The sequence below is a fragment of the Pseudomonas sp. CROZ-RG-20F-R04-15 genome (genome assembly GCF_022662375.1).
Classification (GTDB): Bacteria; Pseudomonadota; Gammaproteobacteria; order Pseudomonadales; family Pseudomonadaceae; genus Aquipseudomonas.
This window is the reverse complement of the sequence record NZ_JAKNQL010000004.1, coordinates 279,082-300,886: the sequence shown is the minus strand read 5'-3', so window position 1 is coordinate 300,886 and position 21,805 is coordinate 279,082. Positions and strand designations below refer to the sequence as shown.

Genomic DNA, 21,805 nt, shown 5'->3' with positions numbered 1-21,805 from the left:
GTGCGTGTGAAAGGTCTGACAGACGCTCAGTGCGCCAGCCGTCGCGCCATCGCATGCAGCAGCGGAAACAGCAGTGCCCAGAGCAGGCCGATGCCGATCAGGGTCGGTAACTCACCGTAGGGAAATTGCACCCCGGCCAAGCGTCCGCCGGCGTAATACGACAGCGCTCCACCAACTGCGCCGAGCACACTGGCCAGCCACCACGGCCGGGCGCTCCATTGCAGACAATGGCGCAACGTGGTCGCCAGCAGCGCCCAGAGCAGCATCAGCCACAGCGGAATCAGCGGCGACTGATCCTGAAACTCGAACACGCCGACACCGCGCAACAGACTGTCCACAGCGGTGCCGACAATCACCACGCTCAAAATCAAACGACCTTCAGCCGCCCAACTGCTGATCCAGCGCAGATGGATCACCAGTACCGCCAACGCCAGCAACAACCACAAGCTGTTGCCGCCGAGTACACAGGTCAGCCAGCCGAGCTGGAACAGCACGGCATTGGCAACACGCTCAAGCATCGAAACGCCCGAGCAACGGCGCGGTCATTGCGGCCGGTTTGGCGAGCAACAATTGCGCGGTACCGATAGTGCGTTCGAGGAAGCCGCCCTCGCAGTAGCACAGGTAAAACTCCCACAGGCGCAGGAAGTAATCGTCATAACCCAACTCGCTCAAACGACCATGGGCACGGCGGAAGTTCTCGTGCCACAAGCGCAGGGTTCGCGCGTAATGCAGGCCGAAATCCTCCATGTGCAGCAGGTTCATATCGGTATCGCGGCTGACCACTTCGAGCATTTTCTGCACGCAGGGCAGGGCGCCGCCGGGGAAGATGTAGCGCTGGATGAAATCGACGCCGCGTTTGGCCTGCTCGTAGCGCTGCTCGCGGATGGTGATCGCCTGGATCAGCATCAGGCCATTGCTCTTGAGCAAGTGCGCGCACTGTTTGAAGTAGGTCGGCAGGAAACGGTGACCGACTGCTTCGATCATCTCGATCGACACCAGTTTGTCGTACTCGCCGGTAAGGTCGCGGTAGTCCTTGAGCAGCAGCGTGACCTGATCCTGCAAGCCCAGTTGCTCAATGCGCTTTGCGGTAAATGCGTACTGCTCGTGTGACAGGGTCGTGGTGGTCACGCGGCAGCCGTAATTCTGTGCGGCATACAACGCCATGCTGCCCCAACCCGTGCCGATCTCCAGCAAATGGTCGCCGGGTTTGAGCGCAAGCTTCTGGCAGATCCGCTCCAGCTTGTTCAACTGCGCCTGTTCGAGGCTGTCCTCAGGGGTGAGAAATTGCGCCGCCGAATACATCATGGTCGGGTCGAGAAACTGTTCGAACAGGTCGTTGCCCAGATCGTAGTGGGCGGCGATGTTTTTCTGCGAGCCCTTGCGCGTATTGCGATTGAGCCAGTGCAGGCCTTGCACCAACGGCCGGCTGAGACGGGCCAGACCACGCTCCATGGCATCGAGCACGTCGAGGTTGCTGACGAACACGCGCACCACCGCTGTCAGATCCGGCGAACTCCAATAGCCGTGGATAAAGGCCTCACCGGCACCAATCGAACCATTGCCGGCGACCATGCCCCAGACGGCCGGATCCGTCACATGGATTTCCCCGAGCAAGGCACTGCCCGGTGTGCCGAACATCAGCTGTTCGCCATCCTCGACCACCATCAATTGCCCTTGTTTGAGCTGAGACAATTGACGCAATACGCCGCGACGCAGCAACGACCCGGTCAAACCGTTGGTGCTGAGCCGACTGACCGACAGGCTAGAGGATTTCATGGCGGTGCTCCTTGGGAGGCACAGTGGCGGTTTGAAAGCTGCCGTCGGCAGCCTGATGAGCAAAAATCGGTGCGCGCTTGAGTAGCAGCCGCAGCGCCTGCCAATAAATCGCCAGGGCGGTTTTCGCGGTCATCCACGGAAAGCGCCGCAGGTAACGATGCACGCTGCGGCGATCAAGGTTTTCGCGTCGGAGATTGAGCGTCGCGTCGAACAATTTGTGCTCGCCCTGCCAGTCGGCCATGTGCACGCCGAGGGTTTGCGCAGCGGGGCTGAAGCTCATGCGGTATTCAAGATCGCGCGGCAAAAACGGTGAAACGTGAAAGGCTTTGGCCACGGCGAAGTGCTGATGAAAATCCTGCAGGTCGACAGGCGTGCGTGCCGGCAGCACATAGTGATAACGCTCGCGCCACGGCGTGTTGGTGACTTCGCAGACGATTGCGGCGAGTTGCCCATCCGCCTCATGGCAGTAAAAGAAACTCACCGGATTGAATGACAACCCCCAGCTGCGCGCTTGGGTCAGCAAGCAGATCGAGCCTTGCGGTTCGTGGCCGATGGCGAGGCCAACCTGCTGGCGCACAGCATCGATCAGGCGCACGCCACGGCTGGTAAAAGTCTTGAGATAGTCGGTCTCGCGAAACGAAAAAGGCGCAAAGCGACTGCGCCCGGCCAGCGGCGACAGTGCAAGCACGGCGTCCTGCTCGCTGAGGTCGAGGTAGAGCAAACCGATCCGGTAGCGGAATTCATGGCGGCGCGGCGAGAAGCGCCGATGGCCGATCCAGCCACTGTAAAGGGCGCTGTTCATAAGGTTTCCCCGAACGCGGCGGCCACGCGCAATGCGCTGACCACACCATCCTCATGAAAACCATTGGCCCAGTAGGCGCCGCAATAATGCGTGTGTTGCGCGCCATCCAGTTCGCCCCAGCGTTGCTGTGCGGCCGCTGCCGCGAGGCTGAACTGTGGGTGGGCGTAGGTGTAGCGGGCGAGCACTTTGTCGGGGCTGATGCCGGCACTCTGATTGAGGCTGACGCAGAACGTGGTGTCGCTCTGAATGCCCTGCAGAATATTCATGTCGTAGGTGACGGCGGCGTGGGTATGGCCGGTGCCGCTGAGCCGATAATTCCAGCTCGCCCAAGCCAGTTTGCGTGTCGGCAGCAAACGCGTGTCGGTGTGCAACACCACTTCATTGTCGGCGTAGGGCAGGGCGCCGAGGATCGCGCGTTCGGCATCGCTCGGCACCGCCAGCAGTTGCAACGCTTGATCGCTGTGGCAGGCGAACACTACCTGATCGAAGTGTTCGAGCCCCGCCGGGCTGTGGATAACCACGCCATGCACATCGCGATCAACCCGTGTCACCGGGCAATTGAGACGAATCCTGTCCTTGAACCCAGCTGTCAGCGGCGTGATATAGGCGCTGGAACCACCTTCGATAACTTGCCATTGCGGCCGATCGCTGACCGACAACAGCCCGTGGTTCTTGAAGAACCGCACAAAAAACTGCAGCGGGAAATTGAGCATTTCCGCCATCGGCATCGACCAGATCGCCGAGCCCATCGGCACGATGTAATGCAGGATAAAGCGTTCGCCGTAACCACCAGCCTTGAGGTAGTCGTCGAGGGTGGTGTCAGCGGCGATGCGCAGTTCGATGAGGTCGCGCTGGGCTTCTTTGTTGAAGCGCAGAATGTCGCGCAACATGCCCCAGAATCCCGGCGAAAACAGATTGCTGCGCTGGGCGAAGAGGCTGTTGAGGTTGTTGCCGTTGTATTCCAGACCGGTGTCCGGGTCGGTCACCGAGAAACTCATTTCCGTCGGCTTGAACGCCACGCCGAGCTGGCCGAGCAAGCGGATGAAGTTCGGGTAGGTCCAGTCGTTGAACACGATGAAGCCGGTGTCCACCGCATATTGGCGGCCATCGACGGTCACCGGCACCGTGTGCGTGTGGCCACCGACCCAGTCGCCCGCCTCGAACACCGTCACTTCATGGCGGCGATTGAGCAGGTAGGCGCAGGTAAGCCCGGCGATCCCGCTGCCGACGATGGCTATTTTCATGTCGGATCCGTCAGCGGAGGTGACTTGCGCACCATGCGCTTGCCGATTGCCAGTTGTACCCGCGCCGGCAGTTTCGACAGCGGCCATAGCGCGGCCATGAACAGCGCCGGAAAGGCGATTTCCAATGGCCGATCCTTGAGCTTGGCGAAAATGTGCCGTGCGGCCTTATCCACAGGCCAGCTCAAAGGCATGGGGAAATCGTTTTTGGCAGTCAGCGGTGTTTCGACAAAACCGGGGCTGACCACGGTGACTTCAATGCCTTCGTCAGCCAGGTCAATGCGCAGCGATTCGAACAGGTAGCGCAAACCGGCCTTCGAGGCGCCATAGGCTTCGGCCCGTGGCAGCGGCAGATAGGTCACCGAGCTGGCCACGCCGATCAAATGCGGCGCGGTGCCCTTACGCAACAGCGGCAGGGCGGCCTCGATGCAATAACTGCTGGCGAGCAGATTGGTGCGCACCACATGCTCGATGATCGAGGAATCGAACTGTTTGGCATCCACGTATTCGCAGGTGCCGGCGTTGAGAATCACCGAGTCCAGCGAACCCCAGTCCTGCATGATCTGCTCGCCGATTTCGCGCACCGTCTGGCTGTTGGTCAGATCCCCCGGCACCACCAGTACTTGTCCCGGATAGCGTTGCGACAAGACTTTGAGCGGCGCAACCTGACGGGAACTCACCGCCAGGTGTGCGCCGGTTTTCAGAATTTCCTCAGCCAGAGCTGCGCCGATGCCACTGCTGGCACCGGTCAGCCAATAACGCCGTGGAGGTGTACGACTCATCCCATTCTCCTTTTCAGCCAGGCGATGACCCGGCCCAATACTGGCAAATGTTCATACAGCAGCGCCCCGGCATCGAAATAATCCCGGTGGCGATAAACCTTGTCGTGCCACAGCAAGTGCGAGCAACCGCTGACGCGAATCACACGGCCGCCCGCCAGGCGCGGATGGCGATAACTCATGACCCAGCGCAAATAGCCTTCGCAGTCGCCGATCTGGTCGAAACCATGAAAGTCGAAGCGCAGTTCACTGACGTTGGCGTACAACTCGCCGAAATAGTCGCGTAGCTGCGCCAGCCCCTGAACCTCGTGCAGCGGGTCGGTGAAGTGAATGTCATCGCTGTACAGCTCGCCCAGGCTTTGCAGGTTGTCTTTGTTCAACGCTGAAAACTGCCGGGCGAAGCGGCGCAGGAATTCACTCATCGTCGCCTCCTGTAGACGTACGCGCAGGCAGGTTCTTGAAGGCTGCCAGTGCCCGTTGCCGTGAGTCGCTGAGGTTGACGATCGGCGACGGGTAATCCACCGCACCGAACAAACCACCGAGGTTGGCCGGGTTGTGCAATTCTTTTTTGTTGAGGTCGGCGAGTTCCGGCAACCAGTGCCTGATGAACAGGCCTTCGCTGTCGAATTTTTCCGACTGGCTCAGCGGATTGAAGATGCGGAAATAAGGCGCCGAGTCGGTCCCGGTCGAAGAGCTCCACTGCCAGCCACCGTTGTTCGCTGCCAGATCCCCGTCGATCAGATGACGCATGAAAAAGCGTTCGCCTTCGCGCCAGTCGATCAGCAGGTTTTTTGTCAGAAACATCGCCACGACCATGCGCAGGCGATTGTGCATCCAGCCGGTTTCCAGCAATTGGCGCATGGCGGCATCGATGATCGGCAGACCGGTGCGCGCCTCTTGCCACGCGGCGAGATCGTCCGGCGCATCACGCCAGGCCAGTGCTTCGGTTTCCGGGCGGAAAGCGCGATGCCTTGAGACCCGTGGGTAGCCGACCAGAATGTGCTTGTAGAACTCGCGCCACAGCAGCTCGTTGATCCAGGTGACCGCACCGACCTTGCCGCTTTCGAACTCGCCTTGATTGCTTTGCAGGGCGGCGTGCAGGCATTGGCGCGGCGAGATCACGCCAGCAGCGAGATACGCCGAGAGCTGGCTGGTGCCGGGTTTGGCCGGGAAGTCGCGTTCGCTCTGGTAGTAAACGATCTGCGCGTCGGTGAAGGTGTCGAGACGGCGCCGGGCTTCCTGTTCGCCGGCGGGCCACAGATCGCGCAGGGATTGGCTCGGTGTGGCGAAGCCTTTAATGGACTCGGGAATCGGGTCGCTGTCGACCTCAAGTTTCTCCTGTTTGCCGGGGGCTTTAACCAGGGCAGGCATCGAGCGGTGCAGGCGTTCGTAGCAGACCTTTCTGAACTGGCTGAATACCTTGAAGTAACTGTCGGTCTTGGTCAGCACCGTGCCTGGTTTGAACAGCAGTTGATCAAGATAGCTGTGGAAATCGATGTCCTCGGCCTTCAGCGCCGCGGCGACCGCTGCATCGCGACGATTTTCATGGACGCCATATTCTTCATTGACGTGAACCGCCGCTATCTTCAGTTGCCGGCAGAGCTTGAGCAGTTCCGCAGGGGCCTTATCCCAATGGGTTGCAGTGCGAATCAGCAACGGGATGTTGAGTTTGCCAAGGCTTGCGCTCAGCTCACGCAGGTTGCGCAGCCAGAAATCGACCTTGCAAGCTGCATCGTCATGCTCAAGCCATTGCTGCGGGCTCAACAGGTACACCGCGACCGTCGGGCCGCGCGCTGCGGCGGCCGCGAGGGCGGTGTTGTCATGTAGGCGCAAGTCGCTGCGCAGCCAGATCAATTGCATGTCGGAACTCACTGCGTCCATTAGATCAGCCCACGCTGAACGAGTACCTGGTGCGCCATCAGCGGATCTTCAGCCAGGAACAAATCAACAATCTCGGAAGTTCTTACGGACAACTCGGCGTGGTGGATGCATACCGTTGGTCCGACCAGCATTTTTGGGCAACTGACTCCGTTCAATAGTTTCGGCAACTGCGCAAGGTTCATGGCTTTGCTGGAATACAGCAGTACGCCACGGGCTTGCAGGTGTTCCACGGCCAGTGCCAATTCGCCGGCCGGCAGCGGCCAGTCCAACACTTGCACCGGGCAATCGGCACTGCTGATCAGCCACGCGCATAGCCACAGATGAGGTTCCAGTGGCAGGTCGGAATGATTGATCAACAACAGTGGGGCAGCATTTAACTGACGATTGTTATGGTAGATGCGTGCGCCGAATTTGCTGCGTAACCACGAGTAAAAAAACACCCGCTCCATCTGCGCGCCGAATTGGCCCTGCCAGCGCTGCTCCAGTTCAGCCAGCAGCGGCATCAGCAATTGCTCGCACAACGTGCGTGGCGGGTAGAGCGCCATGGCCTGATTGACGCTGTCATCGAGGCTGCGTTCACTGAGTTGCGTGACGGCGGTCAGCAACGTATGGCGCAAGCGTTGCCAGTCGTTTTCCACCGATTCGCTGAACGCCTGTGGCGTGTCGAGCAGTGGTTTGACCTGACTGACTGCCACGCCACGGTTGAGCCAGGTGAGGATGGTCAGAATTCGCTGCACATGTTCGGCCGAGTAGAGCCGGTGCCCCTTCGGCGTGCGTTGCGGGACCACTAGCCCGTAGCGGCGTTCCCATGCCCGCAGGGTGATGGCGTTGACGCCGGTCTGCCGCGCGACTTCGCGAATCGGCAGCCAGCCTTCGTCGAGGGCTTTTTTAAAATCAGCGCCAAGGTCTTCCCGGGCACTGCTATCGAGTTTGTCGTTCATTAGATGGCGTTTCGCAGACTGAGGTTTTCCGGGTGCGGTTGCAGGTAAACCTGTTGCGCGATGTACGGGTCCGGATGGAGGCGAAAGTGATGCTTGAGCAGCGTCAACGGCACCACCAAGGGCACGATGCCGAGGCGGTATTGGCTGATGACGTGGACCATTTCCTGTTTGTCTTCGGCGCTGATCACTTGTTTCAGATAACCGCTGATGTGCAGCAGCACGTTGCAGTGCGTGCCACGGGTGGCGCATTTTTTCAGCGCCGCCATCAGTTCGCTGAAATAGCGCGGGCCGAGTTCGACGGGATCGGTGTCGGCCATATTGCCGAGCAGTTTGCCCAGCGCCTTGTATTGCAGCGGGTTGTGCGCCATCAGCAAGTATTTGTAGCGCGAATGGAATTCGGTGAGCGTGCGGCGGCTCAAGCCTCGGGCGATGACTTGTTGCCATTCGCTGTAGGCGAACACGCGGGTGATGAAGTTCTCGCGCAGCACTGGATCGTTGAGGCGCCCGGCTTCTTCTACCGGCAGATCCGGATGACGGGCGCAGAACGCTTGGGCGTAGATCCCGCGCCCGCCGCCGTTCACCGGGGCGCCGTTGGCGTGGTAGACCTTGACCCGTTCCAGACCACAGGACGGCGATTGCTGCATGAAGATGTAGCCGCAGATGTCATCCAGTTCGGCGGCCATTTTCTCGCCGTATTCGGCCAGTGGCCGGGTGACGTTGATCGCCGGGTTTACCGTGCCGATGGCTTCAGGATGTTCTGGATCACCGACGAGGCGGATCGGCTCGCGGGGAATGCCCAGGCCGATTGCGACCTCCGGGCAAACCGGGACGAAATCGAAATGCTCGGTGAGGGTGCGGCTGCACAGCCGTGATTCCTTGTGCCCACCGTTGTAGCGCACCTCGGCACCGAGCAGACAGGCGCTGATGGCGATTTTTGGTTTGGCTACGCAAGGATCGGACATGGGCACCTCGAATCTATACCTGTACAGAGGTTTATCTCTGTACAACTTTCTTCAGCATAGATTCATGGGTGTACAAGTCAAATCATTTGTATAACTTTTTCGGATTGAGCGCAGTTTACTGTGGGAGCGAGCTTGCTCGCGAAAGCGGATTAACATTCAACAGATGCTTTGGCTGATTCACCGCGTTCGCGAGCAAGCTCGCTCCCACAGGGGAGGGTATTTACTTCCAGCCCTGCAGCCATTCAGCGTTGTTTTGCAGTACCTGCCAATCGAGGCGTTCGGCGCGTTTGGTCAACACCGCCTGCAATTCAACTTCCAGCACGGTGCCTTCCTCATCACGGAACAACTCAGTCACCAGAAAGTGTTTTTCACGATTCTGCGGGTGAGCTGCTGTCCATTTCGACAGCAGCAATTTTTGCGGATTGATGCGCTTCACTGCAGGTGCTCATGCAAGCGACGTGCAGCCTCCTGACCGCTCAGCCAGGCCCCTTCGACGCGGCCGGAAAGGCACCAGTCGCCGCAGGCATACAGGCCCAGATCGGCGTCGGCCAGCGTGGCCCATTCGTGCCCTGTCGCCGGACGTGCATAGAGCCAGCGGTGGGCGAGGCTGAAGGTCGGCGCGGGCATCGCGCTGTGCAGCAATTCGGCAAACGCACCGTGCAGATGCTCGATCACCGCTTCCTTGGACAGGTCGATGTGTTGCCGGCTCCACGCGCTGGTGGCATGCAGCACCCACGTGTCGAGGGTGGTGTCGCGTCCCGGTTTGCTGCGGTTGCGCGCCAGCCAGTCGAGTGGGCTGTCTTGCACGAAGCAGCCTTCGATCGGCGTATCCAGCGGCGTTTCGAAGGCGAGGGCGACGGCCCAGGTCGGGTCCATTTTCACCCCGGCGGCGGCACCGGCCAGCTTCGGCGCAGCGGCCAGCAATGCCGTCGCTTGCGGGGCTGGCGTGGCAATCACCACGTGGCTGAATGGCCCGTGGGTGAAGCCTTCGGCGTCTTGCAAATGCCAGTGCTCTTCACCGCGAAAAACCTCGGTAATCCGGCAGGCGAAATGCACTTCCAGACCGTCGAGCAAACCACGGGTGATGGCGCTCATGCGCGGCGTGCCGACCCAGCGGGTCTGCTCGTCCGGCGACAGATTCAACTGCCCGCCCTGATAGGTGTAGAGCTGCGGCGTCCACTCGGCGACCCAGCCCTGGCTTTGCCAGCGTTGCACTTCGGTGACGAAGCGGCGGTCGCGCGCGGTGAAATATTGCGCGCCCAGGTCCAGCGAGCCAGCGTCGCTGCGCTTGCTCGACATGCGCCCGCCGCTGCCGCGACTTTTATCGAACAATTGCACGGTATGCCCGGTCTCTGTCAGAGCCTGGGCGGCGGAGAGCCCGGCGATGCCGGTGCCGATGATTGCGATAGGTACAGTCATAGGGGCCTCGTTTACCTTTCTGTACAGACTACGCCGTGGATGAAACCTGTACAATTTTGTTTTTTGGTATAACTTCTAGCGTTCTCGTTCTGACAGCTTGGCCTATGGTTAAACAATAGAGCCTGCCCGATAGAAAAGATCCCTGCTTATAAAAATAGACTAGTGATCCGGGTTAAACGCCACGCGAGGAAGATGTCATGCACATATTGCTGACCGGCGGTACTGGTTTGATAGGACGTCAGCTCTGCCGGCACTGGTTGGGGCAAGGGCATCGCCTGACGGTGTGGAGCCGCAAACCGGAAAAAGTCGCGAAAATCTGTGGTGCGCAGGTGCGTGGCATTGCGCGTCTGGAAGATATTGGCGAAGAGCCTGTCGACGCGATTATCAATCTGGCCGGCGCGCCGATTGCCGATCGGCCGTGGACCCATCGGCGCAAAGCGTTGCTGTGGAGCAGCCGTATAAAGCTCACGGAAACCTTGCTGGCATGGCTTGAAACGCGATCACAGAAACCGGCGCTGCTGATTTCCGGATCGGCGATCGGCTGGTATGGCGACGGCGGTGAGCGCGAGTTGACCGAAGAATCGCCGCCAGTGATTGACGACTTCGCCAGCCAGTTATGCATTGCCTGGGAAGAAACCGCATTGCGTGCCGAGTCGCTGGGTATCCGCGTGGTGCTGGTGAGAACCGGTCTGGTGCTGTCGGCCGAGGGCGGCTTTTTGTCGCGGTTGCTGTTGCCGTTCAAACTCGGATTGGGCGGGCCTTTGGGCAATGGCCGGCAGTGGATGCCGTGGATTCATATCAACGATCAAATCGCCCTGATTGATTTTCTTCTGCACCGCGAGCAGGCCGCTGGTCCTTATAATGCCTGCGCGCCGCAACCGGTGCGCAATCGCGAATTTGCCAAGACGCTGGGCAGCGTTTTACACCGCCCGGCGTTCATGCCGATGCCGACCCTGGCACTGAAGGTCGGCCTCGGTGAGATGTCTTTGTTGTTGCTCGGCGGCCAGAAGGCCTTGCCGGCACGCTTGCTGGAAGCGGGTTTCACTTTCCAGTTCACGGATTTACGCGCGGCCCTGGACGATCTCTCCGGCCGCCTCTGAAATAGGACGTTGCATGACCGATCACGCTTTGCTTCTGGTCAACCTGGGTTCCCCGGCCTCGACTTCTGTGGCCGATGTGCGCAGTTACCTCAATCAATTCCTGATGGACCCGTACGTGATCGACCTGCCATGGCCGGTACGGCGTCTGCTGGTGTCGCTGATCCTGATCAAGCGCCCGGAGCAATCGGCCCACGCCTATGCGTCGATCTGGTGGGATGAGGGTTCGCCGCTGGTGGTGCTCAGTCGTCGTCTGCAACAGCAGATGACCGCGCAGTGGAGCCACGGCCCGGTCGAGTTGGCGATGCGCTACGGCGAACCGTCGATAGAAACCTGTTTGCTGAAACTGGTCGCGGCAGGTCACCAACGCATCACGCTGGCGCCGCTGTATCCACAGTTCGCCGACAGCACCACCACGACGGTGATTGAAGAAGCCAAGCGGGTGATCCGCGAAAAGAAACTCAACGTGCAACTGTCGGTGCTGCAACCGTTCTACGATCAGCCGGAATACCTCGACGCGCTGGTCGAAAGCGCCAGGCCGCATCTGCAACAGGATTACGATCACTTGCTGCTGAGCTTCCACGGTTTGCCTGAGCGGCACCTGACCAAACTCGATCCGACCGGCAATCATTGCTTCAAGAATGAAGACTGCTGCAAGAACGCCTCGCCTGCGGTATTGGCCACCTGTTATCGCGCGCAATGCCTGCGTACCGCAGCGTTGTTTGCTGAGCGCATGGGTCTGCCAGAGGGCAAATGGTCGGTATCGTTTCAGTCGCGTCTGGGGCGGGCGAAGTGGATCGAACCGTACACCGAAGCGCGCCTCGATGAATTGGCGAAAAGCGGCGTGAAGAAGATTCTGGTGATGTGCCCGGCGTTTGTCGCCGATTGCATCGAGACGCTGGAAGAGATTGGCGATCGCGGCAAGGAGCAGTTCCGCGAAGCAGGGGGCGAGGAGTTGGTGCTGGTGCCATGCCTGAATGACGACCGGCAATGGGCCAAGGCCTTGGCGACCCTCTGCGAACGAGCGCCGCTGGCCCTTTAAAAAGCCAAAAGCTTCGTCGGAACGCCGCCCGGAGCAGGCTCGCTCCCACATTTGAATGCATTCCAATGTGGGAGCGAGCCTGCTCGCGAAAGCTATCTTTCAGGCAGCGACGATCTAAAGGTTCAGATCAGCGGCTCATCCGCCTTCTTGTTCTTCCAGCCATCATTGCCCGGCAGAATCAGGTTCAGCGCAATCGCCACCACCGCGCACAGCGCGATGCCTTTGAGGCCGAAGTCGTCCGGGCCAGTCCCGGTGCCGACCAGCACACCGCCAATCCCGAACACCAACGTTACCGACACGATCACCAGATTGCGTGCTTCGCCCAGATCAATCTTGTGACGGATCAGGGTGTTCATCCCCACCGCCGCGATCGAACCGAACAGCAAGCACAGAATCCCGCCCATCACCGGCACCGGAATGCTTTGCAGCAGCGCGCCGAACTTGCCGATGAACGCCAGGGTGATAGCGAAGATCGCTGCCCAGGTCATGATTTTCGGGTTGTAGTTCTTGGTCAGCATCACTGCGCCCGTCACTTCGGCGTAAGTAGTGTTTGGCGGACCACCGAACATGCCGGCAGCGGTGGTGGCAATGCCGTCACCGAGCAGGGTGCGATGCAGGCCCGGCTTCTTCAGGTAATCGCGACCGGTCACGCTACCGACCGCAATCACGCCGCCGATGTGTTCAATGGCCGGGGCCAACGCCACCGGAACGATGAACAGAATCGCCTGCCAGTTGAACTCCGGTGCAGTGAAGTGCGGAATCGCAAACCAAGGCGCAGCGGCAATCTTCGCGGTGTCGACCACGCCGAAATAGAACGCCATGGCAAAACCGACCAGCACGCCGGAAATGATCGGCACCAAGCGGAAGATGCCTTTGCCGAACACCGCCACGATCAGCGTGGTCAGCAATGCCGGCATCGAGATCATCATCGCGGTCTGGTAGTGGATCAGTTCAGAACCGTCACCAGCCTTGCCCATCGCCATGTTCGCGGCAATCGGCGCCATGGCCAGACCGATGGAAATGATCACCGGACCGATCACTACCGGTGGCAGCAAACGGTCGATAAAACCGGTGCCTTTGATCTTCACGGCAAGGCCGAGGAAGGTGTAGACGAAACCGGCCGCCATCACGCCGCCCATGGTCGCAGCAAGGCCGAACTGGCCCTTGGCGAGAATGATCGGGGTGATGAAAGCGAAGCTCGACGCCAGAAACACCGGTACCTGACGCCCGGTGACGATCTGGAACAGGATCGTCCCTAAACCCGCGGTAAACAGTGCCACGTTCGGGTCCAGGCCCGTGATCAGCGGCATCAGCACCAGAGCGCCGAAAGCCACGAACAGCATCTGGGCGCCGGACAGCACCGTGCGCCAGAGCGGATCGTTGAACTCTTGCTGCATGGTTACGCGTCCTTCTGCTTGGTGCCGAAGATCTTGTCACCGGCGTCGCCAAGTCCAGGGATGATGTAACCGTGCTCGTTCAAGCGCTCATCGATGGACGCGGTGTAGATGGTTACGTCCGGGTGAGCTTTTTCTACTGCGGCGATACCTTCCGGCGCGGCAACCAGCACCATCGCGCGGATGTCCTTGCAGCCGGCTTTCTTCAGCAGATCAATGGTCGCAACCATCGAGCTGCCGGTGGCGAGCATCGGGTCGATGATCATCGCCAACCGTTCGTCGATTTCCGGAACCAGTTTTTCCAGATAGGTGTGCGCTTGCAGGGTTTCTTCGTTGCGGGCGACGCCCACAGCGGAAACCTTGGCGCCCGGGATCAGGCTCAGCACGCCTTCAAGCATGCCGATACCGGCGCGCAGAATCGGCACGACGGTGATCTTCTTGCCGGCGATTTTCTCGACCGACACAGTGCCGCACCAGCCTGCAATATCGTAGGATTCCAGCGGCAGATCTTTTGTAGCTTCATAGGTCAACAGGGCGCCGACTTCCTGAGCGAGCTCACGGAAATTCTTGGTGCTGATGTCAGCGCGGCGCATCAGGCCGAGTTTATGGCGGATCAGCGGATGGCGGATCTCAAGGATGGGCATGGAAAAACTCCGGCGGCGGGCAAAAAAACCGGCCTAGATTAATCTATCCGAGGGTGATGTCCTATAGGACATTCTGTACGTTAGTCCATAAAGGCTTGATTCGACCGGGCGGGATGCGTACCTTTGCCCGCTTTTCCAATTCCGCCACCCCCCTGGAGAGCGCCATGTCCGCTGATCTCGAGCATATCCGTCAAATCATGCGAGAGGCTGACTGCCTGTACACCGAATCTGAAGTCGAGGCCGCCATCGCCCGCGTCGGTGCACAAATCAACGAACAACTGGCTGACAGCAACCCGGTGGTGTTCTGCGTGATGAACGGCGGCCTGATCTTCTCCGGCAAACTGCTGACGCATCTGCAGTTCCCGCTGGAAGCCTCCTACCTGCACGCGACCCGTTATCGCAACGAAACCAGCGGCGGCGACCTGTTCTGGAAAGCCAAGCCGGAAGTCTCGTTCATCGACCGCGACGTGCTGATCATCGACGACATCCTCGATGAAGGTCACACCCTCGGCGCGATCATCGACTTCTGCAAACACGCCGGCGCGCGCAAAGTGCACACCGCCGTACTGATCGACAAGGATCACGACCGCAAGGCGCGTCCAGACCTGAAGGCCGATTTCGTTGGCCTGCCGTGCATTGACCGCTACATCTTCGGTTACGGCATGGACTACAAAGGCTACTGGCGCAACGCCAACGGGATCTTTGCCGTTAAAGGCATGTAAGAACCCCGCGCTATCCCCTGTGGGAGCGAGCCTGCTCGCGAAGGCGTCGTGTCAGTCAGCATCATTGAAAACTGACACACCGCTTTCGCGAGCAGGCTCGCTCTCACAGTTGTTTTGTGTGTGCTGATCCATCCGCGATACCCATGCTAGAGTGCTCGGCCCCGCCTTCCGGAGCCTGTCATGCGCCTCTTGATCCGCAGCCTCGCCGCATTTTCCTTGATCTTCTGCCTGCCTCTTTCCGCCGCGCCGATGCACAGTCAATTCCTGCCGCCGGACGATCTGACCGTGCGCGATGCCGAGCCCGAGCAGCAGCAACTCCTGCAGGTCACCGACTACTCAGTGGTGGTCGGCGCACAACGCCAGTCCAATCAGCAGCCGATCCCGGTCACCTCACCGCTGATGATTCGCCTCAAGGGCAAATCCCTGAACAAAGGCGCGACCATCGCTCAGGTGTTGGTCAATTTCGACGGCGAAAGCAAAAGCCTGAAAAAGCCGATCTACGACGACAAAAGCAAAACGTTGACGTTGTTTTATCCACAGGCCCAGTACCGCGTGATCATCGATCTGCTGCGCAATGACACCGTGTATGTGCAGTTCCTCAGTTACGCCAACGGTCATATCTGGGCCGATTTGCACACTGGGGCGGTGCGATCGCGTTGAGCCGGGCGGCCGGGCAGGGGTAAACTGCCCGCCCCGTGTCATGTCTGCGAGCTGGAGTCGGCAATGCGTAAAGATAAGAAACAAGTGATTGGTGACGAGATCGGCGATGAGCAGATCAAGCTGTTCCTCGATTTTGAGCCGGTCGACGCCACTTCGCCGTCGCTGCACAAACTGATCAAGGCTTACCGTGGCCTGCGCATCGATGACTTCGAACGCTTCTTGGGCTTCTTCGTCGAAGCCGGTTACGACGTCGATGGCAAGGACGAGCAGGGTAAGACCTTCGTTGAGCTGATCGCCGATCAGCGCAATGCCCCGGAATACATCGAGCTGATCGAAAAGTCCCGCACCTGAGACTTTTCCCAAGCATAAAAAAACGCCCCGCACTCACTGAGTACGGGGCGTTTTTTATGCGGCGTGATCAAGCGTAGCTTGGGGTCTCGCTGCTTTCTTCAACCAGTTCCAGCGCGATGTTGTTCTGCGTGTTGATCTTGCGATACAGCGCAGCATCGGTTTCCAGAACCTTTTCACGGGCCGGGAAGATTTCCGCCAGTTTGCCAGCCCACTCGCCTTTGGCCTTGGCCGGGAAGCACTTCTCGATCAGCTCAAGCATGATCGAAACGGTCACCGACGCGCCTGGCGAAGCACCGAGCAGGGCGGCGAGGGAACCGTCCTTGGCCGACACCAGTTCGGTACCGAACTGCAGGATGCCGCCCTTTTTCGGGTCTTTCTTGATGATCTGCACCCGTTGGCCGGCCACTTCCAGGCGCCAGTCTTCGGCTTTCGCCTCCGGGTAGAAACGGCGCAGGGAATCCAGGCGCTGTTCCATCGATTGCATCACTTCGCTGACCAGGTACTTGGTCAGGTCCATGTTGTTTTTCGCCACGGCCAGCATCGGCCCGATGTTGCCGGCGCGAACCGACAGCGGCAGGTCCATGAAGGAGCCGTGCTTGAGGAACTTGGTGGTGAAACCGGCGTATGGCCCGAACAGCAGGGATTTCTTGCCGTCAACAACGCGGGTGTCGAGGTGCGGCACCGACATCGGTGGCGAACCTACAGCAGCCTGGCTGTAGACCTTGGCCTGGTGCTGTTTGACCACTTCCGGGTTGTCGCAACGCAGCCACTGGCCGCTGATCGGGAAGCCGCCGAAGCCTTTGCTTTCTTCGATGCCCGAAGCCTGCAGCAACGGCAGGGCCGCGCCGCCAGCGCCGAGGAAGACGAATTTGGCGTCGACTTCACGAGTGCTGCCGCTGTTGACGTCCTTGATGCTGACGGTCCAGCCACTGCCGTTACGCTTGAGGCCGGTCACGCGCTTGCAGTATTTGACTTGAGCATCGGGAGCGCTGGTCAGGTGCTTGAGCAACTGATTGGTCAGGGCGCCAAAGTTGACGTCGGTGCCGTTCATCACGCGAGTGGCGGCGAGGACTTCGTCCGGCGCGCGGCCCGGCATCATCAGCGGCATCCACTCGGCCATCTTGGCCTTGTCTTCGGTGTACTCCATGTCGGCGAACGCGTGATGCTTGTGCAGCACGTCGAAGCGGGACTTGAGGAAGGACACACCATTGTCGCCCTGGACGAAACTCAGGTGTGGCACCGGGCTGATGAAGGATTTGCACGAGCCGAACGTGCCTTTTTTGGTCAGGTACGACCAGAACTGCTTCGACACCTCGAACTGGGTGTTGATGTGCACGGCTTTCTTGATGTCGACGGTGCCATCGGCGGCTTGCGGCGTGTAGTTCAGCTCGCACAGGCCCGCGTGACCGGTACCGGCGTTGTTCCACGGGTTGGAACTCTCCGCAGCACCGGAATCCATCAGCTCGACGACTTCCAGCTTGATCGCGGGGTCGAGCTCTTTGAGCAGTACGGCAAGGGTGGCACTCATGATGCCGGCCCCAACCAGTACTACGTCGACTGCTTCGTTATGCGCCATTTAACGCGTCTCCAAAATCTGCAGCACCAAATTGTCGGCATGGCTGCCAGGCGTTCCGGGACAGGTCAGTGATGTCCGGGCTATCCGTGGTCAGGTTCGCCATGTCCGAATCTTCGCAATTTTTCGCAACTTCGACGGATGTATGCGGCTTGGCTTTCAAGAGCTCCATGAACTCATTTCAGCACGCAGCTGGCAATTCGACTTATGGTCGAGACATCCGTTTTTGTGCAACCAAATCCGTAGCGGACAGGCTTCAGGCTCCGATATTCGAGGTATACCCGGTCCTGTGTCGTTGGGCTGTTTCAGACGCTAATGGTGCATGTTCAGACGCAAAACTTTTCATTTGCTCGCCACACTCTTGTGAAGTTGTGAAAACCCGTTTTTTTCACGCTCTTTTGAAGACGTGAACCTCAAAAAAGGGCTGTCCAGGCCTGGCACCTTGCCCGCAAAGGCAAAACAACGCGGTGGCCGAGCGTCATGACAGCTCTGCAGATTCGCGAAAAGCGGGGTTTTTGCCGGAAGAACAGGCAAGCGCGCCAACTTCACTCGATCTGTGTGGGCGGCTCTCTGTGGGCGATTTTGGGTGTCGATGCATGCGCATTGACGCTGTTGCGGGGCCCGATCAGGAGACGTCCTTATAATCGGGGGGAGATTGTATCGAAGAAATGCGGGCAGTTGCTCGTGTTTAATGACTTTTATTAGGCATCCGGTCAGATGCTCAACATCGCTTGCACCCGTGCGCGGGGCTGCGACGCTATGACGCGGGCGCTGGCGGGGAGTGGCTGGTGCAACCAGTTGAGGCGGATTTCTTCGATTTCCACCCAGCCGTCACCCATCGGTTGAAGGCTGCACTGCTTGAATGCCTGGCAATGGCCGTTGCGATCGAGCAGAGCGAAGCTGCGGTGCAGCGGGCGTGGCGCGAACAACGAGATCAGATAACGCATGATTGAGTACCTTGTGGGGACTGATTGCAAGGTTGTCAAAGCGCCGTGACGTGAACGTGTATGCCGGGTGAATAATCTGTGACAGGAACCGCTTTCCCAGGGGTTTGTCAGACATTTCAGTATTCACTGTGCGGTGCTGGTGACCCACAGTGGCCCACCGCTATACTGCCGGCCTGTTTGTGCCTGATTCTGGAGAGAAGAGCATGTTGCAACGCCTGTTGTTCGGTTTGATCACTGTGGCCGGTTTGACCCTGGCCGGCTGCGCCCACAGCCCGCAACAACTGAGCCCGGAGCCGAAGCTGACCACCCAGCTGGCACCGGTCGGCCGTGGCCAGCCAGTCGTCGTGCGTGTGGTCGACGGTCGTCCGTCGCCAACCCTCGGTACCCGTGGCGGCCTGTACCCGGAAACCAGCGCCATCACCGTGCAGCGCGAGCAGATCCTGCCGAAGCTGCAGGCTCAGGCTGAAGCCGCCGTGCGTCTGCTCGGCTTCACCCCGACCAACAATGCGCCAAACGCTCCGCAGCTGACCGTGACCCTGGCCGAGCTGAAGTATCAGTCGCCGAAAGAAGGCATGTACGTGACTGAAGCGACCATCGGCGCGACCTTCCGCTCTGATGTGCAGAACGCCAACCGTCGTTACAGCGGTCGTTACGGCGCTTCGCTGGACCAGCGTTTCGGCATGGCGCCGAACCAGGAAACCAACACCAAACTGGTCAGCGATGTGTTGAGCGATGCGTTGACGCGTCTGTTCAAGGATCCGACTGTGGGTCAGGTGCTCGCTGAGTAAGTTTTCGGCGGATGTGAAAAAGCCCGGGATCAGTGATGAGCCCGGGCTTTTTTGTGGGTGTCAGGGTTGGAATTTGTGTCGTATGGGAGATCGATCCCCCTCACCCCAGCCCTCTCCCCCAAGGGGGCGAGGGGGAAGGGAGCCGATCGGTGTTGTTCTTGAGACCTGCATTCATCTCGGACTTTCAGGTCGATGTACCTCGAATAAACAACTCGGTCAGTCCCCTCTCCCTCTGGGAGAGGGCTAGGGTGAGGGGCTCTTGACTCAGGCAGCCTGCGAGTAAAAGTCGAGGACACTGACGCCAGTCAGTAAGTCAGTCTCGGGCAAATCCGCATGCTGATGCCCGCCCAGCGCGCAATACACCAGCCAATGGCGATCCTGAACATTGAAGGCGAGGCTGCCGACGAGGCTCTGTTGTTCGTCGTAAGGGGTGATGAGGTACAGACGATCCTGGTTTTCAGCGTGAAGCATGTCGCGTTCCATGTGTGTTTCGAGGCGCGCAGGGTGGCCTATCCATATGACGAAGCCGTGACACAGGACAGCCATCGGTCGATTGTCAGGTTATTTGTCGCAAAGGCTGGGGTTGAACCGGCAGGTTTGGGTAGAATCCGCGCCGCGGTCGTCGATCTGGCGTCTGCCACACCGGTTCAGATAGAGGTCTGTGATGTCGCTGCACTTGATGACGCTGTTTACCGCCCATCCCGCCAAGTTGATCAACTTGCTGGCGTTGTTGTTGGCGTTTCCCGGCAGTTGGCTGCTGCACGCCACCCGCCGCCGTGAACAGCGCGCGATGGCCAGCATTGCCGCCCAGCGTCAGGCGCAGCCGAATGCCGAGCCGATCCTGGACTGGGCGACCTTGCGCATGAACCGGTTTTTCTATCGTTTCGGTTTTGCTTGCCTCGCTCTGGCCCTGATCGTTTCTTGGATCAGTACGCGCTTCTGAAAGCTTCAGGCATAAAAAACGGCGCCCGAAGGCGCCGTTTTTGCGTCAGCTGGAAACCGCTTATAGCGGCAACCCAGCCTTGACCCGGTACTGATTACGCACCGGCGTCGCATATTGCAGCACCAGATACGGACGATGCTCTTGCGGGCACGCGTCCAGCCGGCTCTGCCATTCTTCCTGCGCCTTGGCCAGCTCATCCGCCGGGAACACCTCGGCCGCCTTCGGCACATTCAATTGCGGATCGGCATCAGCCCACTGCGAATACGCCAGGTAATGCACCGGGAATAACCGGTAACCGCCGAGAATCTGCTTGTCCATCTCGACCGCCAATTGCTTGGTGTCCTCGAACGGCTCGGTGATCGGCGCGGCAAAGTTCACGTGCACCCGGCCCTTGTAGCCGGTGATGCCCTTGGCAATGCTCACATCATCCTCGCCCGGCGCTTTCGCGTAGGTGCCGGTGGTGGCGCGGATGTACAGCTCGCGAGCCTTGGCCTGGTCGCACGGGTCGTATTCGTAGCTGATCGACACCGGGGTGACGTTCAGCGAGCGGATGACTTCGCCGAACGGCTCGTCCTTGCGGCTCATGTGGAACATCTTGAGGATCGCCGACTCGGTGCGGTCATCGCCGTCCTTCGCCCGGCCTTCAGCCTGAGCGATCCAGATCGAGGCGCAATCGTTGCGTATCGAATGGTTGATGTACGCCGACAACAGTTGATACGCGGCCATTTTTTCGCGACGGCCGGTGATTGAACGGTGGACGATGAAGCTCTTGTTCAGACGCATCAGGTCGCTGACAAACGGCTTCTGCAGCAGATTGTCACCAATCGCAATGCGCGGCGTCGGCAGGCCGGCGTGGTACACGGCGTAGTTGACGAAGGCCGGGTCCATGACGATGTCGCGGTGGTTGGCGATGAACAGATAGGCGCTGCCGGACTTGAATTGCTCGACACCGGTGTAGGTCACGCCGTCGGTGGCGCGCTCGATGGTGTGGTCGACGTAGGACTCGACCTTGTCCTGCAACGTCGCCACTGATGTCACGTCGGCGAACTCACGACGCAGCCGATGGGCTATAAGTGGTTTGAGCATCCAGCCGAAGGCACCGGCAAAACGCGGGAAGCGGAAGTGGGTGAGGATATCTAGAAACGCCTTGTCGCCGAGCAGTCTTGCCAGTACCACAGGTACTTCGCTGTCGTCGTAAGGTCGGATGGCATCGAATTCGCCCATCATGCTCTCTTGTTGGAAACGGCTAGGGTAAGTAAAGATTTTGATCGAAAACCCGCGGGGCACGGTCTGAAAAAGTAGCCAGACAAAAATAGCCCTGCAAATAGACCGGCGATTATACGCACAAGTCACTTGGGAGACCGCGATGCTGGAAACCGCTGAATACGAATGTCCTTATTGTGGTGAAACGGTCGAGACGACAGTAGACCTGTCCGGCGGCGATCAGACCTATATCGAGGACTGTCAGGTGTGTTGTCGGCCGATCACGTTTGTCTTGCAGGTCCACGGAGAAGATTGGTTTCTGGAAGTCTTCAGCGAAAACGAGTGAGGCGCGCCCATGCAGCGAATCTACGAGCCGGAAAACCTGATGGAAGGCGAAATGCTCAAGGGCATGCTCGCCAGTGAAGGCATCGAGGCGCATCTGGTTGGCCGCGATCTGCTCGGCGGCACCGGTGAGTTGCCGATCTTCGGCCTGCTCGGGCTGTCGGTGGATAACGATCAGGCTGAATACGCCCGCGAGCTGATCACCGCGTACAATGCCGCGCTGCCGCTGCCCGGCGATGAACCGGAGAGCTTCCCCGGCACGCTGGTCTGTTAGGCTGAGCTTCGTTTTAATTCAGAG

Annotated in this window: 26 protein-coding genes; 9 read left to right on the top strand and 17 right to left on the bottom strand. The window is 59.5% G+C overall.

All coding sequences use genetic code 11. The features are described 5' to 3' along the window. Positions 1-26 precede the first annotated feature (26 nt). The 11 genes from L8H52_RS09205 to L8H52_RS09155 all read right to left on the bottom strand — a co-directional run bounded on the left by L8H52_RS09205 (position 27) and on the right by L8H52_RS09155 (position 9,801). Entirely contained in the window at positions 27-518 is a 492-nt protein-coding gene (locus L8H52_RS09205) for a DUF2878 domain-containing protein (protein WP_242206830.1), read from the bottom strand. Then, complete coding sequence (locus L8H52_RS09200) at positions 511-1,776, bottom strand: cyclopropane-fatty-acyl-phospholipid synthase family protein (protein WP_242206829.1); 1,266 nt, start codon at positions 1,774-1,776, stop codon at positions 511-513. Before L8H52_RS09200 ends, L8H52_RS09205 begins: the two co-directional genes overlap by 8 nt. Then, positions 1,763-2,578, bottom strand: a complete 816-nt coding sequence (locus L8H52_RS09195) for a DUF1365 domain-containing protein (RefSeq protein WP_242206828.1) — start codon at positions 2,576-2,578, stop codon at positions 1,763-1,765. The genes L8H52_RS09200 and L8H52_RS09195 overlap by 14 nt, the downstream gene beginning before the upstream one ends. Continuing rightward, complete coding sequence (locus tag L8H52_RS09190) at positions 2,575-3,822, bottom strand: FAD-dependent oxidoreductase (protein WP_242206827.1); 1,248 nt, start codon at positions 3,820-3,822, stop codon at positions 2,575-2,577. Before L8H52_RS09190 ends, L8H52_RS09195 begins: the two co-directional genes overlap by 4 nt. Next, positions 3,819-4,601, bottom strand: a complete 783-nt coding sequence (locus L8H52_RS09185; protein ID WP_242206826.1) for an SDR family NAD(P)-dependent oxidoreductase — start codon at positions 4,599-4,601, stop codon at positions 3,819-3,821. Before L8H52_RS09185 ends, L8H52_RS09190 begins: the two co-directional genes overlap by 4 nt. Next, on the bottom strand, positions 4,598-5,020 hold the full coding sequence (locus L8H52_RS09180) for a nuclear transport factor 2 family protein (RefSeq protein WP_016987206.1): 423 nt from the start codon (positions 5,018-5,020) through the stop codon (positions 4,598-4,600). The genes L8H52_RS09185 and L8H52_RS09180 overlap by 4 nt, the downstream gene beginning before the upstream one ends. Beyond that, positions 5,013-6,458: a deoxyribodipyrimidine photo-lyase gene (gene phrB, locus L8H52_RS09175; RefSeq protein WP_242206825.1), complete on the bottom strand. Its 1,446-nt coding sequence runs from the start codon at positions 6,456-6,458 to the stop codon at positions 5,013-5,015. The genes L8H52_RS09180 and phrB overlap by 8 nt, the downstream gene beginning before the upstream one ends. Before the next feature lie 20 nt (positions 6,459-6,478). Then, the gene (locus tag L8H52_RS09170; RefSeq protein ID WP_242206824.1) at positions 6,479-7,420 is read right to left on the bottom strand and encodes a MerR family transcriptional regulator; all 942 of its coding nucleotides are present in this window, start codon (positions 7,418-7,420) and stop codon (positions 6,479-6,481) included. Further along, complete coding sequence (locus L8H52_RS09165; protein ID WP_122663033.1) at positions 7,420-8,382, bottom strand: DUF523 and DUF1722 domain-containing protein; 963 nt, start codon at positions 8,380-8,382, stop codon at positions 7,420-7,422. Before L8H52_RS09165 ends, L8H52_RS09170 begins: the two co-directional genes overlap by 1 nt. A gap of 220 nt (positions 8,383-8,602) precedes the next feature. Next, the gene (locus L8H52_RS09160) at positions 8,603-8,818 is read right to left on the bottom strand and encodes a TIGR02450 family Trp-rich protein (protein WP_242206823.1); all 216 of its coding nucleotides are present in this window, start codon (positions 8,816-8,818) and stop codon (positions 8,603-8,605) included. Continuing rightward, the gene (locus tag L8H52_RS09155; protein WP_242206822.1) at positions 8,815-9,801 is read right to left on the bottom strand and encodes an NAD(P)/FAD-dependent oxidoreductase; all 987 of its coding nucleotides are present in this window, start codon (positions 9,799-9,801) and stop codon (positions 8,815-8,817) included. Before L8H52_RS09155 ends, L8H52_RS09160 begins: the two co-directional genes overlap by 4 nt. Positions 9,802-9,998: 197 nt before the next feature. Here L8H52_RS09155 and L8H52_RS09150 point away from each other — a divergent pair, with 197 nt between their 5' ends. Both L8H52_RS09150 and hemH read left to right on the top strand, forming a co-directional pair. Beyond that, the gene (locus tag L8H52_RS09150) at positions 9,999-10,901 is read left to right on the top strand and encodes a TIGR01777 family oxidoreductase (protein ID WP_242206821.1); all 903 of its coding nucleotides are present in this window, start codon (positions 9,999-10,001) and stop codon (positions 10,899-10,901) included. 13 nt (positions 10,902-10,914) lie between these two features. Next, on the top strand, positions 10,915-11,940 hold the full coding sequence (gene hemH, locus L8H52_RS09145) for a ferrochelatase (protein WP_242206820.1): 1,026 nt from the start codon (positions 10,915-10,917) through the stop codon (positions 11,938-11,940). A 122-nt stretch (positions 11,941-12,062) separates the two neighbouring features. Here the strand turns inward: hemH and L8H52_RS09140 are convergent, their stop codons facing one another. Together L8H52_RS09140 and upp are read right to left on the bottom strand one after the other, a co-directional pair. Beyond that, positions 12,063-13,337 carry a uracil-xanthine permease family protein gene (locus L8H52_RS09140; protein ID WP_242206819.1) on the bottom strand — a complete coding sequence of 425 codons (1,275 nt, stop codon included), beginning with the start codon at positions 13,335-13,337 and terminating at the stop codon, positions 12,063-12,065. 2 nt (positions 13,338-13,339) lie between these two features. After that, positions 13,340-13,978, bottom strand: coding sequence for a uracil phosphoribosyltransferase (gene upp / locus L8H52_RS09135; protein ID WP_007912842.1), 639 nt, complete (start codon positions 13,976-13,978; stop codon positions 13,340-13,342). A 164-nt stretch (positions 13,979-14,142) separates the two neighbouring features. Between upp and L8H52_RS09130 the strand changes: the two genes are divergently transcribed. The 3 genes from L8H52_RS09130 to L8H52_RS09120 all read left to right on the top strand — a co-directional run bounded on the left by L8H52_RS09130 (position 14,143) and on the right by L8H52_RS09120 (position 15,711). Continuing rightward, on the top strand, positions 14,143-14,700 hold the full coding sequence (locus tag L8H52_RS09130; protein WP_016987197.1) for a hypoxanthine-guanine phosphoribosyltransferase: 558 nt from the start codon (positions 14,143-14,145) through the stop codon (positions 14,698-14,700). Between the two features lie 180 nt (positions 14,701-14,880). Further along, the gene (locus L8H52_RS09125; RefSeq protein WP_242206818.1) at positions 14,881-15,360 is read left to right on the top strand and encodes a hypothetical protein; all 480 of its coding nucleotides are present in this window, start codon (positions 14,881-14,883) and stop codon (positions 15,358-15,360) included. Between the two features lie 63 nt (positions 15,361-15,423). After that, positions 15,424-15,711, top strand: coding sequence for a PA4642 family protein (locus L8H52_RS09120; RefSeq protein WP_201228458.1), 288 nt, complete (start codon positions 15,424-15,426; stop codon positions 15,709-15,711). Between the two features lie 67 nt (positions 15,712-15,778). Here L8H52_RS09120 and mqo read toward each other — a convergent pair whose 3' ends face one another. Then, positions 15,779-17,287 carry a malate dehydrogenase (quinone) gene (gene mqo / locus L8H52_RS09115; protein ID WP_242206817.1) on the bottom strand — a complete coding sequence of 503 codons (1,509 nt, stop codon included), beginning with the start codon at positions 17,285-17,287 and terminating at the stop codon, positions 15,779-15,781. 710 nt (positions 17,288-17,997) lie between these two features. Continuing rightward, positions 17,998-18,231: a hypothetical protein gene (locus tag L8H52_RS09110; protein WP_007912834.1), complete on the bottom strand. Its 234-nt coding sequence runs from the start codon at positions 18,229-18,231 to the stop codon at positions 17,998-18,000. Positions 18,232-18,434: 203 nt separating this feature from the next. Here L8H52_RS09110 and L8H52_RS09105 point away from each other — a divergent pair, with 203 nt between their 5' ends. Next, entirely contained in the window at positions 18,435-19,019 is a 585-nt protein-coding gene (locus L8H52_RS09105) for a YajG family lipoprotein (RefSeq protein WP_034154336.1), read from the top strand. 264 nt (positions 19,020-19,283) lie between these two features. Here L8H52_RS09105 and L8H52_RS09100 read toward each other — a convergent pair whose 3' ends face one another. Further along, positions 19,284-19,490 carry a hypothetical protein gene (locus tag L8H52_RS09100; protein ID WP_008083982.1) on the bottom strand — a complete coding sequence of 69 codons (207 nt, stop codon included), beginning with the start codon at positions 19,488-19,490 and terminating at the stop codon, positions 19,284-19,286. Between the two features lie 193 nt (positions 19,491-19,683). Here L8H52_RS09100 and L8H52_RS09095 point away from each other — a divergent pair, with 193 nt between their 5' ends. Next, positions 19,684-19,962: a hypothetical protein gene (locus tag L8H52_RS09095; RefSeq protein ID WP_007912825.1), complete on the top strand. Its 279-nt coding sequence runs from the start codon at positions 19,684-19,686 to the stop codon at positions 19,960-19,962. A 60-nt stretch (positions 19,963-20,022) separates the two neighbouring features. Here the strand turns inward: L8H52_RS09095 and L8H52_RS09090 are convergent, their stop codons facing one another. Beyond that, the gene (locus L8H52_RS09090; protein WP_242206816.1) at positions 20,023-21,186 is read right to left on the bottom strand and encodes a 1-acyl-sn-glycerol-3-phosphate acyltransferase; all 1,164 of its coding nucleotides are present in this window, start codon (positions 21,184-21,186) and stop codon (positions 20,023-20,025) included. Positions 21,187-21,328: 142 nt separating this feature from the next. Here L8H52_RS09090 and L8H52_RS09085 point away from each other — a divergent pair, with 142 nt between their 5' ends. Beyond that, the gene (locus L8H52_RS09085) at positions 21,329-21,511 is read left to right on the top strand and encodes a CPXCG motif-containing cysteine-rich protein (RefSeq protein WP_093441321.1); all 183 of its coding nucleotides are present in this window, start codon (positions 21,329-21,331) and stop codon (positions 21,509-21,511) included. A 9-nt stretch (positions 21,512-21,520) separates the two neighbouring features. Beyond that, the gene (locus L8H52_RS09080; RefSeq protein ID WP_025109321.1) at positions 21,521-21,781 is read left to right on the top strand and encodes a DUF2007 domain-containing protein; all 261 of its coding nucleotides are present in this window, start codon (positions 21,521-21,523) and stop codon (positions 21,779-21,781) included. The last annotated feature ends 24 nt before the right edge of the window (positions 21,782-21,805 follow it).

Coding starts and splice junctions, on each gene's coding strand:
- upp (WP_007912842.1), bottom strand. CDS start 13,978: ATGCCCATCCTTGAGATCCGCCATCCGCTGATCCGCCATAAACTCGGC.
- L8H52_RS09155 (WP_242206822.1), bottom strand. CDS start 9,801: ATGACTGTACCTATCGCAATCATCGGCACCGGCATCGCCGGGCTCTCC.
- L8H52_RS09205 (WP_242206830.1), bottom strand. CDS start 518: ATGCTTGAGCGTGTTGCCAATGCCGTGCTGTTCCAGCTCGGCTGGCTG.
- L8H52_RS09165 (WP_122663033.1), bottom strand. CDS start 8,382: ATGTCCGATCCTTGCGTAGCCAAACCAAAAATCGCCATCAGCGCCTGT.
- phrB (WP_242206825.1), bottom strand. CDS start 6,458: ATGCAATTGATCTGGCTGCGCAGCGACTTGCGCCTACATGACAACACC.
- L8H52_RS09185 (WP_242206826.1), bottom strand. CDS start 4,601: ATGAGTCGTACACCTCCACGGCGTTATTGGCTGACCGGTGCCAGCAGT.
- hemH (WP_242206820.1), top strand. CDS start 10,915: ATGACCGATCACGCTTTGCTTCTGGTCAACCTGGGTTCCCCGGCCTCG.
- L8H52_RS09085 (WP_093441321.1), top strand. CDS start 21,329: ATGCTGGAAACCGCTGAATACGAATGTCCTTATTGTGGTGAAACGGTC.
- L8H52_RS09130 (WP_016987197.1), top strand. CDS start 14,143: ATGTCCGCTGATCTCGAGCATATCCGTCAAATCATGCGAGAGGCTGAC.
- L8H52_RS09100 (WP_008083982.1), bottom strand. CDS start 19,490: ATGCTTCACGCTGAAAACCAGGATCGTCTGTACCTCATCACCCCTTAC.
- L8H52_RS09150 (WP_242206821.1), top strand. CDS start 9,999: ATGCACATATTGCTGACCGGCGGTACTGGTTTGATAGGACGTCAGCTC.
- L8H52_RS09195 (WP_242206828.1), bottom strand. CDS start 2,578: ATGAACAGCGCCCTTTACAGTGGCTGGATCGGCCATCGGCGCTTCTCG.
- L8H52_RS09095 (WP_007912825.1), top strand. CDS start 19,684: ATGTCGCTGCACTTGATGACGCTGTTTACCGCCCATCCCGCCAAGTTG.
- L8H52_RS09080 (WP_025109321.1), top strand. CDS start 21,521: ATGCAGCGAATCTACGAGCCGGAAAACCTGATGGAAGGCGAAATGCTC.
- L8H52_RS09200 (WP_242206829.1), bottom strand. CDS start 1,776: ATGAAATCCTCTAGCCTGTCGGTCAGTCGGCTCAGCACCAACGGTTTG.
- L8H52_RS09190 (WP_242206827.1), bottom strand. CDS start 3,822: ATGAAAATAGCCATCGTCGGCAGCGGGATCGCCGGGCTTACCTGCGCC.
- L8H52_RS09180 (WP_016987206.1), bottom strand. CDS start 5,020: ATGAGTGAATTCCTGCGCCGCTTCGCCCGGCAGTTTTCAGCGTTGAAC.
- mqo (WP_242206817.1), bottom strand. CDS start 17,287: ATGGCGCATAACGAAGCAGTCGACGTAGTACTGGTTGGGGCCGGCATC.
- L8H52_RS09140 (WP_242206819.1), bottom strand. CDS start 13,337: ATGCAGCAAGAGTTCAACGATCCGCTCTGGCGCACGGTGCTGTCCGGC.
- L8H52_RS09090 (WP_242206816.1), bottom strand. CDS start 21,186: ATGGGCGAATTCGATGCCATCCGACCTTACGACGACAGCGAAGTACCT.
- L8H52_RS09110 (WP_007912834.1), bottom strand. CDS start 18,231: ATGCGTTATCTGATCTCGTTGTTCGCGCCACGCCCGCTGCACCGCAGC.
- L8H52_RS09120 (WP_201228458.1), top strand. CDS start 15,424: ATGCGTAAAGATAAGAAACAAGTGATTGGTGACGAGATCGGCGATGAG.
- L8H52_RS09170 (WP_242206824.1), bottom strand. CDS start 7,420: ATGAACGACAAACTCGATAGCAGTGCCCGGGAAGACCTTGGCGCTGAT.
- L8H52_RS09105 (WP_034154336.1), top strand. CDS start 18,435: ATGTTGCAACGCCTGTTGTTCGGTTTGATCACTGTGGCCGGTTTGACC.
- L8H52_RS09125 (WP_242206818.1), top strand. CDS start 14,881: ATGCGCCTCTTGATCCGCAGCCTCGCCGCATTTTCCTTGATCTTCTGC.